The following is a 16,658-nucleotide window of genomic DNA, read 5'->3' on the forward strand; positions in this document are numbered from 1 at the left end:
CATAATAACAATTGTGCACAAGTGGTTGAAGAAAAAGAATTGGTAACGGCATTACAGACCGAAGCGGAAAAAGAAGCCGCCTTTCGCGAACTTGTGTCGCAGTATAAAGAACGACTTTATTGGCAAATACGAAACATCGTTTTAGACCATGACGACGCTGACGATGTGCTTCAGAACACGTTTATTAAAATTTTTAGGAACATCAATTCTTTTAAAGGTGAAAGTAAATTACACACGTGGATGTACAGAATTGCAGCTAACGAATCTATTACTTTTATCAACAAAAAAGCGAAACGCAACAATGTTTCAATTGAAAATGTAAAAGACAATGCGATGCGCAAATTGGAAAGTGATGTATATTTTGAAGGCGACGCCATTCAGCTACAATTTCAAAAAGCAATTGCAACGCTTCCGGAAAGACAACGATTGATTTTTACGATGAAATATTTTGAAGATCACACTTTTGAGGAGCTTTCAGAAATACTGGAAACCACAACAGGAGGCTTAAAAAGCAGTTATCACATTGCGGTAAAAAAGATTACGGAATATATAAAAATGAATGAAACATCCTTAAATTAAAATACAGTAAGTATCAAATAGAATGTGCTATCTGTCCAATTAAAAAATAAACAAGTTAGCTAAAACATTATAACTTATTAGAAGTCGAAATTAAAAGTGAAAAAACAAAAGAACACACCCAATTTTAAAGTGCCCGAAGGCTATTTTGAAACTTTCGAGGAGCGACTTTTCAGTAAAATTTCGGAAGAAAACTTTCCGAAGTCCACTGGTTTTAATGTTCCCGATACGTATTTCGAAAATCTGGACGAACGCGTTTTGGCAGCGGTAACTAGTTCTGAAAAGCCTAAAAAGGTTATTCAGCTATTTCCAAAGAAATACTTTGGATATGCAGCGGCAGTAGCGGCTTGTTTACTTATTGGCTTTACCATTTTTACGAACAACGATAGCGAATCAAGTCTGGATGCACTCCAATTGGCAGCCATTGACACCTATATTGAGGAGGGAAATTTAAATTTTGACCTTTACGATTTAACAAGTTATATTGAAGATAAAGACATTATTAGTATAGATTTTGAAGCGCAGCAATTTTCAGACGACGATTTGGAAGACTATCTGCTAAATAATTTAGATGCAGCAACTATAATTAACGAACAATGAAGAAATTAGTTATTTTATTTCTCTTTATGGCTGCCACCGTGCAGGCCCAAGATGGAAAACACGAAAAAATTAAAGCGTTAAAAACAGCGTACATTACCGAAGCTTTAGCCTTAACGCCCGCAGAAGCAGAAAAATTTTGGCCTATTTACAACAGTTATCACGATAAATTTCATGCGCTACGTGTAAAGGAACGCAACGAAATTTTTGAAAAACTTCGCGAAGGATTAAACAAACTAACCGATGCCGAAGCCAATGATCTTATAGATAAAAACCTTGCCATTGAGTCTGGAAAAGTGCAATTGAGAAAACAAATGACAGCGGAATTGCGGAAAGTAATTTCACCAAAAAAAATAATTTCACTCAAAAAAGCAGAAGACGATTTTAAACGCGAACTTTTTGAGCGATATAGACAGAGCCACGAAAAACGAAAAGATTAAAAAAAAGCCTCGAAAATTTTCGAGGCTTTTAAATTTATATAGAAACCATTAAATTACATTGCTCCCCACTCTCTTAAAGACTTTTCGTTTAAAGCTATATAATCAGTATTCCCTGCTGCTTTTGCAAGTTCCATCGATTTTTTAGCTGCTTCAATAGCACCTTTTTTGTCGCCGGCTTTTGCGTAAATTAATGCCTTTTGACGAAGCTGATAAAACTTAGGGTCTTTGTTCATTTCCATAGCTTTATCCATCCAAGCCTTAGCTTGTTTAATGTCTTTACCAGCTTCTAGGTAATAAACCGCAGCTGCGTAATATTCGTTAGCTCCTGGGCCGTTCAGCACCTTTTCAATATTAGCTGTAACCGTTTTGTCTGTGTTAAATTTAATGGGCACCCCTACATAAGTTTTTTCCCAAAGTATTCCAAGAGTTGCTTCATCGTTTTTAAGTTCATCAAAACTCATGGTAAAAGTTTCAACATTCATTGCCATTGGGTAGGCTTGAGCGGAAACATGAGCCGCTACTTTATCTTCGTCCCATTTAGGCGGATTTCCCCAGTTGTTCGCATCGCTGTAAAAATATACATCCCAGCTAGAAACTGCTGGTTTTGTATAGATAGCATAGGTTCCTGCTTTTACAGTTTTACCGCCAATTTCAACGTCGTCACTAAAAGTAATTTTTGTACTTGCATTTGCACCCGTGCGCCAAATAGCGTCGTAAGGAACTAAACCTCCAAATATAGTTCTACCTTTCATAGAAGGACGCGAGTATTCTAAAGTTACATCGGTAAGCCCTACTTTTTGTTCAATTTTTTGAAACGGACTTGCTTGTGGGGTTTGAATTTGAGCCTGAATGCCAACGGTTAGCAGAAAAGCGGAAAAGAGTAAAATAATCTTTTTCATCGTTATGATTTTAAAGTGTTTATATTTTTTACGAAGTTACTATTTGAAAAATCTTTAAAAGTTAAGAAAACCTTAAATTCATTTAAATTTTATAGCGTGGCAACCTTTCAAAAGCCCGACTAATAAAACGATTGTCAATAATTGTTAATATTTTGTTTAATCTTTTATAGATATGATAAAACAAAGTACATTTAAAGAAAAAATAGAATATGTTTAAGAATTTTAAAAAAATATTTACGCAAACTTTCCGACGGAGCAAGATAAAAACCAATACCTACAGATTATTAATGATGAACGAGAAATTATCAGGCAATAGAAGCAAGTAACACTAAATGAAAATTTATACGCTTCACGCAAAACAAAATCTCCCCATCACATTAAATGAAGCTTGGGATTTTTTATCGAACCCGAAAAACTTAAAAGTCATTACACCAGATTATATGGGTTTTAACATACAATCTGGCGCAGATAGACCCATGTTTGCCGGACAAATAATAGAGTACATTGTCACGCCAATTTTAGGGATAAAAACCAAGTGGATTACCGAAATAACCCATACTGAAACTAAAAAATACTTTGTTGATGAACAACGCTTCGGCCCCTATTCGCTGTGGCATCACAAGCATTTTATAAAAGAAATTGACGGTGGGGTTGAAATGGAAGATTTACTTCACTACAAACTTCCTTTCGGTTTTATAGGTCAATTAGCTCATTCTTTTTTAGTTAAGCCAAAGCTCGACGAAATTTTTGAATACCGACAAAAAAAATTGATTGAATTGTTCGGAACATTAAACAATTAAAATTTGAAAGAAAATGTCAACATTTTTTGGTTCCGAAGAGATTTACGGTTGGACGACAACATTGGTTTTTACGAAGCGTTACACGGCGAATTTCCCGTCCTTCCCATTTTTATTTTCGATTCAGAAATACTCAATGAACTCCCTAAAAAAGATGCACGGGTTACTTTTATTTTTAATACGCTTCAAAAAATGCGAGATGAATTGCAGAAGCACGGAAGTAGTATTGCATTATTCAACGGCAAGCCTGAGACTGTTTTTAAAAATATTGTTTCAGAATATAATGTTCAAAATGTTTATACAAATCACGATTATGAGCCTTACGCGAACAAACGTGATGGTGAAATTGAAGCAGTCTTAACCAAAAATAAAATAGATTTTTTTACATTCAAAGATCAAGTAATTTTTGAGAAAGACGAGGTGGTAAAAAGCGATGGCGACCCGTATATAGTTTATACACCGTATATGAAACTGTGGAAAACGAAGTTCAAAAAAGAATACGAAAACAAAATTTACTACACTTCCCAATATTTTAAAAATCTTATTCAACATTCGCGATTGCCAAACCTAAGTTTGAGTGATATAGGTTTTGAAAAATCTGAAATAGAAGTACCCAAATACGATGTTACCCCCACCACTATTCAGGAGTACGAAAAACGAAGAAATTTTCCCGCAGAAGATGCTACTTCGCATTTGGGACCGCACTTGCGTTTTGGCACAGTGAGTATTCGGAAAATAATGAAAAAAGCAACTTCGGAAAACAATGAAGTTTTTTGGCAGGAATTAATATGGCGCGAATTTTTTATGCAAATTCTTTGGCATTTCCCCGAAACAGTAGCAAAAACCTTCAAAAAAAAATACGACAGAATTGAATGGCGAAATAACGAAACTGAATTTAAAAAATGGAAAGAAGGAAAAACAGGTTATCCATTAGTAGATGCAGGAATGCGTCAACTTAACGAAACAGGTTATATGCATAACCGCGTGCGGATGCTGGTTGCCAGTTTTTTGTGTAAACACTTGTTAATAGATTGGCGTTGGGGTGAGGCATATTTTGCTGAAAAATTGTTGGATTATGAAATGGCCAGCAACATTGGCAACTGGCAGTGGGCAGCAGGTAGTGGTGTAGATGCCGCACCGTATTTCAGAATTTTTAACCCAACAACACAGATTGAAAAATTTGATAAAGATTACAAATACATCAAAAAATATGTTTCCGAATTTGGAACTGAAAACTATCCCGATAAAATTGTAGATCATAAAGAAGCACGTGAACGTTGTTTAAAGGTTTACAAAGCAGCCGTTTCATAACGCTCTGCCTCGCTTCTTTCTGTAAATTTGTTAAAAAAAAGGTAAAGAGATTGTATCTTTATGCCATTCAGCACAATTTTGCTACTCTTGCACAGTTAAATAAACATTACTTGAAAACACTAAACATGAAGAAGATATTATTAGCGTTCCTTCTGCTATTTTTTTACGTCTTGGGCGTTTCGGCACAGGATTCAGTTCAAGTTCGCAAGAATACATTAAATGATCAAATGACGGAAGCCTTTGAAAAAAGCAACAGTTATCAGGAATATAAAGTCATTAAAAAATCGCAACTTGCTAGGCTAAAAAAGAATATTTTAGACTCGGTTTCTGCTTTAGAGCAAAATATAAATAGCCAAGAAACAGAATTGTCGCAACAAAAAAGTGAAATAGATTCGCTGCGTCAAAATTTAAAAAATACGCAGGAGAACTTGACCATTTCAAAAGAAAAGGAAAATGGAATTGAAGTTTTTGGCATTCTCACTTCAAAAGCTACTTACAATTCAATAATGTGGGGAATAATTTTAGTGCTTCTTTTAGTTACTGCTCTCTTGTTTGTTAGGTTTTTAAACAGCCATAAAATCACAAAAGAAGCCCAACTTAAAATGGCTGAGATGGAAATTGAACTCGAAGATTACCGAAGAAACAGTTTGGAACGCGAGCAAAAATTGCGCAGAAAATTACAAGACGAAATAAATAAGAATCGAAAAGTTTAACTGGCTTACGGCTCTATACGTGTTATTTTAGCTCCAATAGCCCGTAATCTTTCATCAATATTTTCGTACCCACGATCAATCTGTTCAATATTGTGAATTGTACTGGTACCCTCTGCCGATAGCGCTGCAATTAAAAGTGAAACCCCTGCTCTAATATCTGGTGAAACCATTGTAGTAGCTTTGAGATTAGACTTAAAATTATGACCAATAACTGTAGCTCGGTGTGGATCGCACAGTATAATTTTTGCTCCCATGTCTATCAGCTTATCAACGAAAAACAAGCGGCTTTCAAACATTTTTTGATGAATAAGCACACTTCCCTTCGCTTGTGTACAGATAACAAGAACAATACTCAGTAAATCTGGTGTAAAACCGGGCCAAGGGGCATCGGCTACTGTTAAAATAGACCCATCTATATAACCTTGGATTTCGTATTCATTTTGAGCAGGAATATGGATGTCATCACCTTTTTTGTCTAGCTTTATACCTAGCTTTCTAAAGGTTTCAGGAATTAACCCCAAATTATCCCAACTCACGTTTTTAATAGTTATTTCGCTTTTTGTCATTGCCGCCAAACCTATCCAGCTCCCAATTTCTATCATATCTGGTAGAATACGGTGGGTGCAACCTCCTAAATTTTCAACACCTTCAATGGTTAAAAGGTTTGAGCCTACACCAGCAATTTTGGCGCCCATGGCATTTAGCATGTTGCACAGTTGCTGTAGGTATGGTTCGCAAGCGGCGTTGTAAATAGTGGTAACACCTTTGGCTAAAACGGCAGCCATAACAATATTAGCCGTTCCGGTGACCGAAGCTTGGTCTAAAAGCATATAAGCTCCTTTTAAACCGTTGGGTGCTTCCACACCGTAAAAACGCTCCTCTTTGTTGTAACGGAATTTCGCTCCGAGTTTTATAAAACCTTCAAAGTGGGTGTCTAGTCTTCTCCTTCCTATTTTATCGCCTCCTGGACGCGGAATGTAACCTTTGCCAAACCTTGCCAATAAAGGCCCCACAATCATAATTGAACCCCGTAACGAACTTCCTTCTTGTTTAAAAAGTTCAGATTCTAAGTATTTTAAATCAATTTCATCGGCAATAAATGAATATTTACCTTTTGACAACTTTTCAATTTTTACACCTAAATTTTCTAGAATTTTAATTAGCTTATTGACGTCCAGAATATCTGGAATGTTTTCAATAACTACTTTTTCTGGTGTTAATAATACTGCACAAAGAATTTGTAAGGCTTCATTTTTGGCACCCTGTGGCGTAATTTCGCCCTTGAGTTTATGCCCGCCTTCTATTTGGAAAGTTCCCATAAATTACGGTTGAAATTTTAATGACGTTTACGGTTTCGGCTTGTAGATTTGTAGTTTTTTTTGGAAGAATTGCTCGTATTAAAACGTTTTTTATTTTTTAGTAAATTGGATGCATCGCTCAAATCTTCATCGCTATTTTTCAAATTGATTTTGCCATTTGACAGCTCAAAAAGATGATCGAAAATAACGTCGTCTTCTACGGTGTCTTTATTCCAATTTAAAAAACATTTTTTCATATGGTTGGCAATTGTAAGAACAAGGCCTTCTTTTTTATCACCTTCTTCCCAACCGCTGGCTACATCAATCATTCGTTTTATGTTGTTTCCGTAAAAGCGATATTTAGGATGGTTTTGCGGATATTCCAATGGTTCGGGACGCTCCATTAACTCCTCTCGAGAAGGAATTGGATAGGGAGAATCTACATCTAATTTAAAATCTGAAATGATAAATAGTTGATCCCAAAGCATTGGCTGAAAGTCTGGAACATCGCGAAGGTGTGGGTTTAAATTTCCCATTACCGCAATTATGCCTTTGGCTAATTTATTTCGTTCGTCTTTGTCTTCCGTGGCTATTGCATGATCTACCATTTTTTGAATATGGCGACCGTATTCTGGAATAATCAACTTTGGACGTTCTGTATTATACTCTATTTGGGCTACTTCTTGTATCAAAATGTTTTTATTAAGGAAAGAATATTAAGGTATGCGGAAAGATTGAAAAATCATTTCAGTTGCAAAATACTAAAAATTATAGTGAAATTACACCTTCAACCGTGGAAACTTCAAGATATTTCTTTATCACTTCATCTGGAGAATCCATTGTAACTTTTATTGAAACACTGGAATAAGTTCCTTTTGAAGAATCGCGGGTGGTTATATAAGCATTTGTACCGTCAAAAATTTTTTCAATTTCTGCAATTTTTTCCAGCTGGGCAGGGACAATAAATTTGAAGAGATACGGTGCGGGCCACGTAGTATCTTCTTCAAGTTGTTTTTTTAATCGTTCGTAAAATTCGGTAGTTTTCTCGTTTTGCTCCATCAAATAAATATGCTGTATATGCCACAAAGATACTATTTCGGTTCAAATATTTATTTACTTACTTTGCATAAAATTAAAACTTTTGAAAACGAAAAGAATTGTATTAACCGGAGGACCCGGCTCTGGCAAAACAGCACTTATAAAATATTTAGAAAATGATGGCTATAAAGTTATGCACGAAATTTCGAGAGACGTAACTTTAGAAGCACAAAGACAAGGTATTGAACAATTGTTTTTGGTAAATCCAATTCTCTTTAGCGAGAAACTCCTAGAAGGCAGATTGAAGCAATTTAACGATGGAAAAAAATGCACGGCTCCCATCCTATTTTATGACCGCGGCATGCCAGATGTTACAGCTTATATGGATTTTGTAAAAGTTCATTACCCTGTTAATTTTTCTGAAATATGCACTGAATACAGATACAATGAAGTATTTGTACTTCCACCGTGGGAAGAAATCTACGAAAAAGACAACCAACGTTACGAATCTTTTGAGCAAGCCGAAAAAATTTTCCACTTTTTAAAAAATGGATACGAAAACTATGGTTATAAAACTCAAGAAGTACCTGTAGGAACGCTTGAAGAACGTGCTAATTTTATTTTGGCAAATATAAACTGAAACTGAATTTTGCAATTACATACGTTATAATTTTAGCGTGTAAGCCATTATATTTACAATATAAAACCGCTATAACCCAATAATTGAAGAACAGTTTGACGAATGTCCGCGACATATTGACCAAATATTGGGGGTACACTTCCTTCAAACCCATGCAGGAAGAAATTATTGCGTCTGTATTAAGTGGAAAAGACACCGTAGCACTATTGCCAACTGGCGGCGGAAAATCGTTGTGTTTTCAAGTTCCCGCAATGGCCACGGACGGTATTTGTATTGTAGTTTCACCATTAGTGGCACTGATGGGCGACCAAGTAAATGCGCTTAAAGAACGCGGTATAAAAGCGTTAAAACTTACCGGCGGAATTTCTTTCAACGAGCTAAACACATTGCTAGACAACGCCCTTTACGGCAATTACAAGTTTCTTTACCTTTCCCCCGAACGACTTCAACAGGAGATAGTTCAAAACTATATTAAGCAAATGAATGTGAATTCAATTGCGGTAGATGAAGCGCACTGTATTTCGCAATGGGGAAACGATTTTAGACCCGCCTATAAAAACATTACCATACTTCGCGAGATTCATCCCCTGGCACCAATTATAGCACTTACCGCCACTGCGACGCCTGAAGTTTTGGAAGACACCATTATTGAATTAAAAATGGAGCTTCCAGCAATTTTTAGAAATTCGTTTGTGCGTGATAATCTTTCGTATCAAGTTTATAAAGAAGAAGACAAACTGTATAAAACCGAATTGCTGCTTAAAAACAATAAAGGCGCCGCAATTGTTTACGTTCGCAATAGAAAAAGCACCGTTGAAATAAGCGAACAACTCAACAGCCTGGGTATTGCTTCCACCTTTTATCACGGCGGAATCTCCGCAAAGGAAAAAGCTGAAAAACTAAGAGCCTGGCGCAACGGCACATTTTCAACCATGGTAGCTACCAATGCTTTTGGAATGGGAATTGACCAACACAATGTGCGCTTTGTAATTCACCTTCAAATTCCCGAAAGTTTAGAGAGCTATTTTCAGGAAGCCGGACGTGCAGGCCGCGACGGGCAATATGCTTCAGCAGTACTACTATATAATGAGTACGACAAAATATATGTAAAAAAGCAGTTCGTAGAATCGTTACCAACTACTGCCGATTTAAAAAAAATATATCGAAAGCTTCACAATTATTTTCAAATTTCTTACGGCGAAGGAGAGTTTACAAAGCACAATTTTAATTTTTCTGAATTTTGCAAAACTTACAACCTCAACACCCTCCTTACCTACAATGCATTAAATAGTTTAGACCGTTTGGCTATCATTCAACTTTCACAGGAATTTGGCCGTAAATCTACGCTTCAGTTTATTATAGCTTCAGAAAGAGTTTTAAATTATTTTGAAAACGATATTACGGCATCTGTTATTGGTAAAACCATCCTGAGAATTTATGGTGGAATTTTTGAAATGCCTACTTCCATAAACTTAGATTTAATTGTCGCAAAAACTGGCCAATCTATTGAAACTGTGATTGCAATTTTAAAAAAAATGGAACGCGATCGCGTTGTGGAAATGACCCTACAAATTACCGATGCTACGCTTACATTTTTAAAACCACGCGAAGACGATAAAACTATTAACGTTATTGCGCGCGATGTAGAAGCCTTAAACCGAAAAAAAACGGCACAAGTTAATGCCGTATTGCAATATATTGAAAACACAAAAACCTGCAGAAGCGTACAATTGGTATCGTACTTTGGAGAAACTACAGCTTCAAAATGCGGAATATGTTCCGTTTGTAAAGGCCAGAACGCAAAACTTTCAAAAGGTGAAATTCATGAGCTGGCAGCACAAATTCTAGCAATTCTTGAAGGTGAAGATTTAAGTTCGCGCGAGCTGGCAGAAAAACTTACTTTTGCCGAAGCTGATGTATTAAAGGTTATTCGTCTTTTAATGGAAGCCGAAAAGATAAAAATGAATCCGAAGAACCAATATTATTTAAACTGAAAAAAATGCAGAACGATTTAAAAATAGTTTTTATGGGAACCCCCGATTTTGCTGTTGGGGTTTTAAAAAAAATGGTTGAAGCAGGAAAAAACGTTGTGGGTGTAATTACAGCCCCTGACAGACCAGCCGGACGCGGACGAAAACTGATGGCATCGGCGGTTAAAGAATATGCTCTTTCACAAAACCTCGAAGTCCTGCAACCCACTAATTTAAAAGACGATTCTTTTCTTAAAGAATTAAAAGCACTTAACGCCAATCTTCAAGTAGTGGTGGCTTTCAGGATGCTTCCAAAAGTAGTGTGGCAAATGCCAGCCTTAGGCACATTCAATCTTCATGCCTCACTTCTTCCCCATTATAGAGGTGCCGCACCTATAAATTGGGCTATAATTAATAAGGAAGAAAAAACAGGAGTTACCACGTTTTTTATAGACGAAAAAATTGACACCGGTGCTATTATAGCGAAGAATGAAGTTGAAATTAAGGCCAATGAAACAGCCGAAACACTTCACGATAAATTGATGACTAAAGGAGGCGAGCTAGTTCTAGAAACATTAACGCTAATTGAAAAAGGCGACGTAAAAACACAACCACAACCGGCAACACACAATTTAAAGGAGGCGCCAAAGCTCACATCGGAAAACACACGAATAGATTGGTCTAAACCAGGCGCATCTATCGAGGCTTTTATACGAGGACTTTCACCCTACCCGGTAGCTTGGACAATTTTAATCAATAATAACGACGAGTTAAAAGTAAAAATCTATTCAGCGCAATTTGAAGAAAGCAGTCATAATCTAGAAATAGGTAAGGTAGAGGCTTCCAAAAAAGAATTAAAAGTAGCGTGTATAAACGGTTTCCTTTCAATTGAAGAACTGCAACTACCCGGCAAACGAAAAATGGCAGTTGCTGCACTTTTAAATGGCTATACTTTCGAAGCAGATTCTAAACTATTGTAAACCCTTACTACTACTGATTTAATTAAATATTACGAAAAACCCGTCAAGTTTATTAACAAACCGTCAAAGTTATTAACAAAAATAATGATTTACTGCGTGGTTACTTGCCTGAACGGATATTCCTTTTAAATTTGTAGAGCAATTAATCGAAGTTTAACCAACAATTTAATTTAAAAAAATTATGAACAAATCAGATTTAATCGATGCAATGGCAGCTGATGCCGGAATTACAAAAGCTGCCGCTAAGAAATCCTTAGAGTCTTTCTTAGGCAACGTTCAAAACTCTCTTAAAAAAGGAGACAGAGTATCACTTGTAGGTTTCGGATCTTGGTCAGTATCAAAAAGAGCCGCCAGAGAAGGAAGAAATCCTCAAACTGGTAAAACCATCAAAATTGCTGCTAAAAAAGTAGTTAAATTCAAAGCTGGATCAGATTTACAAAATAGCGTAAACTAATTGTAAGATATTTTACAAAATTTTAAGTCCTTCTTTTCACTTAATATGAAAAGAGGGATTTTTTTTATAGAGCTGATAGTGAGTAAATTACATATTCGTAATGTTTTGTTGTTTTTATTAAATAAAATATAAGTTATTAACCCAATTAACATTTTTTTGGTATTTTTAAATTTATTCCTTAGATTTAATGTATTGAACGTATTTTATGACAACTTTAAAACCAGCCAAAGGCCTTCTATTAGTTGCAGAACCATCAATTATAGGGGACGTATCTTTTAATCGTTCCGTAGTGCTCTTGGCGGAGTATACAGAAAGCGGTTCTGTTGGTTTTATTCTTAATAAACCGCTGCAATACAAGTTAAGAGATTTTGTTCCAGAAATAAACTCGAAGTTGCCCGTTTTTAATGGTGGCCCTGTGGAGCAGGACAATCTCTATTTTATCCACTGTATTCCAGATATTATTCCTAACAGCATTGAAATATCTAATGGTATTTACTGGGGCGGCGATTTTAGAGCGATCATTGATTTATTAAAAGAAGACAAGCTGAGCAAAAACCAAATTCGTTTTTTTCTAGGTTACTCGGGTTGGGAAAGCGACCAATTAGAACAGGAACTTGAAGTTAACAGTTGGGTAGTAGCCCCCAATAATTACAATAACGAAATAATAGGTAAAACGAATATTAATTTTTGGAAAGAGAAAATGATTGAGTTTGGCGGCGATTATTTACTTTGGTCCAATGCTCCCGAAAACCCTAGTTTTAATTAGCTTAACCTCGCTTTAAGATTCAATTTTGGCAATAACACCTTCGCTGTCGTATTTACATATTCTTTCTTTCTATATTTTGTTACTGGCACAATTCCCTGGATGGCATTGGTAATAAAAATCTCATCTGCTTTCTGCAATTCAAAAGGGGAAATGGACTTTTCTTCAATGGAAAATTCTGGCATTAATTTAATAATTGCAATAAGCTGTTTTCTCAATATTCCATTTAAACATCCATCGGCAAGCGGCGGCGTTTTAATAGCGTTGCCCGAAATTAAAAAAATATTACCGTTTAAAGCTTCTACCACTTGTTTGTTTTCATTTAGCAACAAACAGTTTTCAAATTCGTTTTCAGCTGCATAAATGCTTCCCAAAATATTTATAAGTCGGTTATTGGTTTTTAGTGTTGAAAGCAGACTAGTGGTTATAAAATGGTCTTTAAAAAGTTCAATTTCACAATTCGCATCGGTTAAAACGTAAAATGGCGTATCGAGATTTTCACAGGAAATTGAATAAGCCACATCGTTGGTTTCTGGCGTGTATTTCCCTCCAGATTTTCGCCATACAAGTAGTTTTATACGAAAGGTCGCATCTTTTTCTTCTGCTGTAGTAACCGTTCTTAATATTTCGTCTTCTAAAAATTCCATAGTAAAGTTCATTGGAATCTCCATTCGCAACATGCGCATTGAGGCCATTAAACGAAAGTAATGATCTTCCCAAAAATAAATTTTACCGCCAGAATACCGCATCGTTTCAAAAACCGCATCGCCGTAATTTAACCCTCTATTATTTATTGCTACTGTAGCTTCGTTATTTGGCACAAGCGTACCGTTCAAATTAACCATAAAAAAACCGTCCATTTTTAATTGGACGGTGCAAATGTATTATAATTTAAAGGGATTTTAAACCGATCCTAAAATAGACTTTAGATTTGAAATCATATTTTCCCAAAGCATTTTTCCTTCTTCTACTTCATCTTCCTCGGCAAAATCGGTTACCATTAAGGAAACGTCTTTGGTAATTTCATCTACTTGAATACGCAGTTCAAAATAAAAATCTTCTTCTTCGTCTTCCACCCATCTAAATTTAATGCGTTCCGGACTCTTTTTACTAAGTAATTTTGCCCGTTCTTCACTTCCAGACCAGATAAAAGTGTAGAATTCGCCACGTGAATTTACATTGTCTGCATACCATTCAGAAAGTCCCGAAGGCGTTGAAATATACTGATATAAAAGTGAAGGGGAAACCTGAATAGGGAATTCCATTTCATATTTAATTTTATCTTCCATAGCTCTTTGTTAGTTGATGCCCAATATATAGATATTAATCTTAACCTCAAATTAAAGATTGAAATTTTTCTGCATTATACCCAAATGAAATATTTGAAATAATAATGACAAAAATAGAAACTTAAATTTGCCACACATAATTTTGTTTTTATCTTTGCACCCGCTTAGGCATAAAGCCAGCCTTAATAAAAACACGGCGAGGTAGCTCAGCTGGTTAGAGCGTCGGATTCATAACCCGGAGGCCTCGGGTTCAAGTCCCGATCTCGCTACTAAAAATCCCCAACGATTAATTTCGCTGGGGATTTTTTATTAGACCACATTTCACTACTGCATTACCCATACTAGTTTTTCTGAACATTTTCTATAAAGAGTATATTTTTTACCGTTTATCGAAAGTTTTGTTGTAATTAACGGTATTTTCTCTACATTTGTTAAAAATGCGTTAATAAGTTATTGAGTATTAAATTGATATAAGCTTTAAGATAGGTTAAATTTACAGCTAATCCTTAAAACTCAATATTATGAAAAATTATGTATTCGCATTGGTAATGCTAGCCGGTCTAGCTTTTAGTTGTACCCCAGAAAATCAAATTAGTGATGAACAACAAATCGACAAAGTTAAAATCTGCCCGCCCAGCGACAAAAACTGTAATGGGATTCCAGACTGGAAAGAAAAATAAAACATTTGTGAACTTGTATTTATTTCTGCTGACACTTGTCGCAGTATTTTCACCATTTTTTCACTTATTTTATTTAGTAAATGATAAAGAAGGCATATTTGGATATGCATATATGTCTTCTTTTTTATACTCTTTAAGTTTACCGCTAATGGCCTTATCCTTTGGTTTACTTTTAAAATTTTTATGTAAATACATTTCTACCGAATTAATAAATTCGATTAATTTTATTTCTAACCTGATTATATTTTTAGGGTTTTTCTTTTTAATCTATACATTTTTATCAATACAAGATTTTTCTCTATTCACATATTATCTTGTATTAATCGCTTGTTCAATTACGTTAACAGCAATAGCACATTTTTTACAAAAAGCTGTACTAACAACAGAACAACGCCTTAAAACAATTATTTCAAAACTATTTGATTTTATAATTCTAGAAACTCCCCGAAAGCATGTTTCTGAAGAAAAACAGATTGATTATGTTATTTCCTATGAAAAAATAATAAACGAAATAGGGGATGAATGAAACATTAAGCAACATAACAAAATTACGCATTGCTGGTATGCTTTCTGAGTCGGCGCGTCAAGAAGTGGAAAGAAGGTTGGTGAGCCTAGCTAATCAGCCCACAATGGAGGTTGATAAATCTGTTAATTCTAACTAGGCTAGCCTAAATATTTTTCCAACTCAGAATACGTTACTTGTATTTGCTCGCCACTTTTCATGTTTTTAAGCGTGAAAGACTGTACTTCCATTTCCTTTTCACCAGCCAAGACCGTGTAGGGAATATTGCGTTTATCTGCATAACCCATTTGCTTGCCCATCTTTGCTTCGTCGGGGTATAATTCAACTTTAACGCCTGCTTTTCGCAAGTTTGTAATTGCTTTCATTGCGTACAAGGCTTCCTTTTTTCCAAAATTTATAAAAAGTGCTTTGCTATTTTCTGAAACAGTTTCGGGAAAAAGTTTCAATTCTTCCAAAACCAAATAAATACGATCCAATCCAAAAGAAATACCAACTCCGCTCATATTTTTTAGTCCGAAGATTCCTGTGAGGTCGTCGTACCTGCCGCCTCCGCCAATGCTTCCCATCTTTACTTCTGTGGGTGCTGAAACTTCAAAAATGGCGCCCGTGTAGTAATTTAAACCGCGAGCAAGCGTAACATCAATTTCAAGTGAAGCCCTTTGCAGGCCAAGTGCTTCAATATTTTTAGTAATAAATTCAAGTTCTGCGGCGCCTTTCAACCCAATTTGTGAGCCGTGAAGTAATTTTTTTAACGCGTTGATTTTTTCATCGTTGCTTCCCGTAAAGGAAAAAAGTGGTTGTAATTTTTGAAGTGCATCTTCCGAAATACCTTTATCGCGCATCTCTTTTTTAACGCCGTCTTCCCCTATTTTATCGAGCTTGTCTAGCGCTACGGTAAAATCTATCAACTTATCTTCGGCTCCGATTGTTTGGGCTATACCGCTCAAAATTTTTCGGTTGTTTAGCTTTATGGTTACGCCTCTTAAGCCGAGCTTATTGAAAACCGCATCGTACAATTGTACAAATTCCACTTCCTGCCAAAGCGAAGTAGATCCCACAACATCGGCATCGCACTGATAAAACTCGCGGAAACGCCCTTTTTGCGGTCTATCTGCTCGCCAAACCGGTTGAATTTGGTAGCGTTTAAAGGGAAAAGTTATTTCATTTTGGTGTTGCACTACATAGCGCGCAAACGGAACGGTTAGATCGTAACGGAGGGCTTTTTCGGAAATCTTCGCAGTTATTTTTTGGCTGTCTTTTTCAGTATATAATTCTTCGTTAACTTTAGACAAATAATCCCCACTATTCAATATTTTAAAAATCAATCTATCGCCCTCTTCGCCATATTTCCCCATTAAAGTTGCGCTATTTTCAAAAGAAGGCGTTTCAATAGGCTGAAAGCCATAAAGCGAAAATGTTTCCTTTATAATATTGAAAATATAATTGCGCCGCGTTACTTCTTCAGGATTGAAATCGCGGGTACCTTTAGGGATAGATGGTTTTTTAGACAAGAGTTTATTTGTTTGAAAGAAATAAGACCGACGGGCTTTAAGGCAGGTTTAGACATTCATATTCAAAATAAACCCTGTACCTGCTTCCAGTTAATCTTGTTTCGTTTTAGACTTCAATTTAAAAGGCAAATATCTTAAATAAAATTGAGGTATCCCACAATTAATTAGATGCTGGGCGA

The 16,658-nt window shown here is 35.8% G+C and carries 19 protein-coding genes and 1 tRNA gene; 13 read left to right on the top strand and 7 right to left on the bottom strand.

The window, feature by feature from the left end; genetic code table 11:
* Nucleotides 1–21 precede the first annotated feature (21 nt).
* From K8089_RS02440 to K8089_RS02450, 3 genes are all read left to right on the top strand, one after another.
* On the top strand, nt 22–579 hold the full coding sequence (locus K8089_RS02440; RefSeq protein ID WP_237601686.1) for an RNA polymerase sigma factor: 558 nt from the start codon (nt 22–24) through the stop codon (nt 577–579).
* A 96-nt stretch (nt 580–675) separates the two neighbouring features.
* Entirely contained in the window at nt 676–1,176 is a 501-nt protein-coding gene (locus K8089_RS02445; protein ID WP_237601687.1) for a hypothetical protein, read from the top strand.
* Entirely contained in the window at nt 1,173–1,613 is a 441-nt protein-coding gene (locus K8089_RS02450) for a sensor of ECF-type sigma factor (RefSeq protein WP_237601688.1), read from the top strand. Before K8089_RS02445 ends, K8089_RS02450 begins: the two co-directional genes overlap by 4 nt.
* A 53-nt stretch (nt 1,614–1,666) precedes the next feature.
* Here K8089_RS02450 and K8089_RS02455 read toward each other — a convergent pair whose 3' ends face one another.
* On the bottom strand, nt 1,667–2,512 hold the full coding sequence (locus K8089_RS02455; RefSeq protein ID WP_237601689.1) for a DUF2911 domain-containing protein: 846 nt from the start codon (nt 2,510–2,512) through the stop codon (nt 1,667–1,669).
* 332 nt (nt 2,513–2,844) lie between these two features.
* On the opposite strand from K8089_RS02455, the gene K8089_RS02460 reads away from it, so the two are divergent.
* The 3 genes from K8089_RS02460 to K8089_RS02470 all read left to right on the top strand — a co-directional run bounded on the left by K8089_RS02460 (nt 2,845) and on the right by K8089_RS02470 (nt 5,333).
* Nucleotides 2,845–3,312: an SRPBCC family protein gene (locus K8089_RS02460; protein ID WP_237601690.1), complete on the top strand. Its 468-nt coding sequence runs from the start codon at nt 2,845–2,847 to the stop codon at nt 3,310–3,312.
* A gap of 3 nt (nt 3,313–3,315) precedes the next feature.
* A complete protein-coding gene (locus tag K8089_RS02465) occupies nt 3,316–4,620 on the top strand; it encodes a cryptochrome/photolyase family protein (protein ID WP_237601691.1) in 1,305 nt (434 codons plus the stop codon).
* Nucleotides 4,621–4,745: 125 nt separating this feature from the next.
* Nucleotides 4,746–5,333, top strand: a complete 588-nt coding sequence (locus K8089_RS02470) for a hypothetical protein (protein ID WP_237601692.1) — start codon at nt 4,746–4,748, stop codon at nt 5,331–5,333.
* Between the two features lie 5 nt (nt 5,334–5,338).
* Here the strand turns inward: K8089_RS02470 and murA are convergent, their stop codons facing one another.
* The 3 genes from murA to K8089_RS02485 form a co-directional block, all read right to left on the bottom strand.
* On the bottom strand, nt 5,339–6,652 hold the full coding sequence (gene murA / locus K8089_RS02475; RefSeq protein ID WP_237601693.1) for a UDP-N-acetylglucosamine 1-carboxyvinyltransferase: 1,314 nt from the start codon (nt 6,650–6,652) through the stop codon (nt 5,339–5,341).
* A gap of 17 nt (nt 6,653–6,669) precedes the next feature.
* On the bottom strand, nt 6,670–7,323 hold the full coding sequence (locus K8089_RS02480) for a DUF4290 domain-containing protein (RefSeq protein WP_237601694.1): 654 nt from the start codon (nt 7,321–7,323) through the stop codon (nt 6,670–6,672).
* 76 nt (nt 7,324–7,399) lie between these two features.
* Nucleotides 7,400–7,690 carry a DUF493 family protein gene (locus K8089_RS02485; protein ID WP_237601752.1) on the bottom strand — a complete coding sequence of 97 codons (291 nt, stop codon included), beginning with the start codon at nt 7,688–7,690 and terminating at the stop codon, nt 7,400–7,402.
* 82 nt (nt 7,691–7,772) lie between these two features.
* Here K8089_RS02485 and K8089_RS02490 point away from each other — a divergent pair, with 82 nt between their 5' ends.
* The 5 genes from K8089_RS02490 (at nt 7,773) to K8089_RS02510 (ending at nt 12,479) form a co-directional block, all read left to right on the top strand.
* On the top strand, nt 7,773–8,309 hold the full coding sequence (locus tag K8089_RS02490) for an AAA family ATPase (protein WP_237601695.1): 537 nt from the start codon (nt 7,773–7,775) through the stop codon (nt 8,307–8,309).
* Nucleotides 8,310–8,425: 116 nt separating this feature from the next.
* Nucleotides 8,426–10,303: a RecQ family ATP-dependent DNA helicase gene (locus K8089_RS02495; RefSeq protein ID WP_338149234.1), complete on the top strand. Its 1,878-nt coding sequence runs from the start codon at nt 8,426–8,428 to the stop codon at nt 10,301–10,303.
* A gap of 5 nt (nt 10,304–10,308) precedes the next feature.
* Nucleotides 10,309–11,259, top strand: coding sequence for a methionyl-tRNA formyltransferase (fmt, locus tag K8089_RS02500; protein WP_237601697.1), 951 nt, complete (start codon nt 10,309–10,311; stop codon nt 11,257–11,259).
* 181 nt (nt 11,260–11,440) lie between these two features.
* A complete protein-coding gene (locus tag K8089_RS02505) occupies nt 11,441–11,713 on the top strand; it encodes an HU family DNA-binding protein (RefSeq protein WP_237601698.1) in 273 nt (90 codons plus the stop codon).
* Between the two features lie 205 nt (nt 11,714–11,918).
* The gene (locus tag K8089_RS02510) at nt 11,919–12,479 is read left to right on the top strand and encodes a YqgE/AlgH family protein (RefSeq protein ID WP_237601699.1); all 561 of its coding nucleotides are present in this window, start codon (nt 11,919–11,921) and stop codon (nt 12,477–12,479) included.
* On the opposite strand, the gene K8089_RS02515 is transcribed toward K8089_RS02510, so the two are convergent.
* Together K8089_RS02515 and K8089_RS02520 are read right to left on the bottom strand one after the other, a co-directional pair.
* The gene (locus K8089_RS02515) at nt 12,476–13,321 is read right to left on the bottom strand and encodes an aminotransferase class IV (RefSeq protein ID WP_237601753.1); all 846 of its coding nucleotides are present in this window, start codon (nt 13,319–13,321) and stop codon (nt 12,476–12,478) included. The genes K8089_RS02510 and K8089_RS02515 overlap by 4 nt on opposite strands.
* Nucleotides 13,322–13,378: 57 nt before the next feature.
* The gene (locus K8089_RS02520) at nt 13,379–13,765 is read right to left on the bottom strand and encodes an START-like domain-containing protein (protein WP_237601700.1); all 387 of its coding nucleotides are present in this window, start codon (nt 13,763–13,765) and stop codon (nt 13,379–13,381) included.
* A 195-nt stretch (nt 13,766–13,960) separates the two neighbouring features.
* Here K8089_RS02520 and K8089_RS02525 point away from each other — a divergent pair.
* A tRNA-Met gene (locus K8089_RS02525) sits at nt 13,961–14,034 on the top strand.
* 325 nt (nt 14,035–14,359) lie between these two features.
* On the top strand, nt 14,360–14,971 hold the full coding sequence (locus K8089_RS02530) for a hypothetical protein (protein WP_237601701.1): 612 nt from the start codon (nt 14,360–14,362) through the stop codon (nt 14,969–14,971).
* Nucleotides 14,972–15,108: 137 nt separating this feature from the next.
* Here K8089_RS02530 and hisS read toward each other — a convergent pair whose 3' ends face one another.
* Nucleotides 15,109–16,479 carry a histidine--tRNA ligase gene (gene hisS, locus K8089_RS02535; protein WP_237601702.1) on the bottom strand — a complete coding sequence of 457 codons (1,371 nt, stop codon included), beginning with the start codon at nt 16,477–16,479 and terminating at the stop codon, nt 15,109–15,111.
* Between the last annotated feature and the right edge of the window lie 179 nt (nt 16,480–16,658).

Origin of the sequence: Aequorivita vitellina (assembly GCF_022008365.1) — a bacterium.
Classification (GTDB): Bacteria; Bacteroidota; Bacteroidia; order Flavobacteriales; family Flavobacteriaceae; genus Aequorivita; species Aequorivita vitellina.

Excerpts from the sequence above, each read along its gene's own strand:
- K8089_RS02450 (WP_237601688.1), top strand. The coding sequence starts at position 1,173 with ATGAAGAAATTAGTTATTTTATTTCTCTTTATGGCTGCCACCGTGCAG.
- K8089_RS02455 (WP_237601689.1), bottom strand. The coding sequence starts at position 2,512 with ATGAAAAAGATTATTTTACTCTTTTCCGCTTTTCTGCTAACCGTTGGC.
- K8089_RS02460 (WP_237601690.1), top strand. The coding sequence starts at position 2,845 with ATGAAAATTTATACGCTTCACGCAAAACAAAATCTCCCCATCACATTA.
- K8089_RS02470 (WP_237601692.1), top strand. The coding sequence starts at position 4,746 with ATGAAGAAGATATTATTAGCGTTCCTTCTGCTATTTTTTTACGTCTTG.
- murA (WP_237601693.1), bottom strand. The coding sequence starts at position 6,652 with ATGGGAACTTTCCAAATAGAAGGCGGGCATAAACTCAAGGGCGAAATT.
- K8089_RS02485 (WP_237601752.1), bottom strand. The coding sequence starts at position 7,690 with ATGGAGCAAAACGAGAAAACTACCGAATTTTACGAACGATTAAAAAAA.
- fmt (WP_237601697.1), top strand. The coding sequence starts at position 10,309 with ATGCAGAACGATTTAAAAATAGTTTTTATGGGAACCCCCGATTTTGCT.
- K8089_RS02505 (WP_237601698.1), top strand. The coding sequence starts at position 11,441 with ATGAACAAATCAGATTTAATCGATGCAATGGCAGCTGATGCCGGAATT.
- K8089_RS02510 (WP_237601699.1), top strand. The coding sequence starts at position 11,919 with ATGACAACTTTAAAACCAGCCAAAGGCCTTCTATTAGTTGCAGAACCA.
- K8089_RS02515 (WP_237601753.1), bottom strand. The coding sequence starts at position 13,321 with ATGGTTAATTTGAACGGTACGCTTGTGCCAAATAACGAAGCTACAGTA.
- K8089_RS02520 (WP_237601700.1), bottom strand. The coding sequence starts at position 13,765 with ATGGAAGATAAAATTAAATATGAAATGGAATTCCCTATTCAGGTTTCC.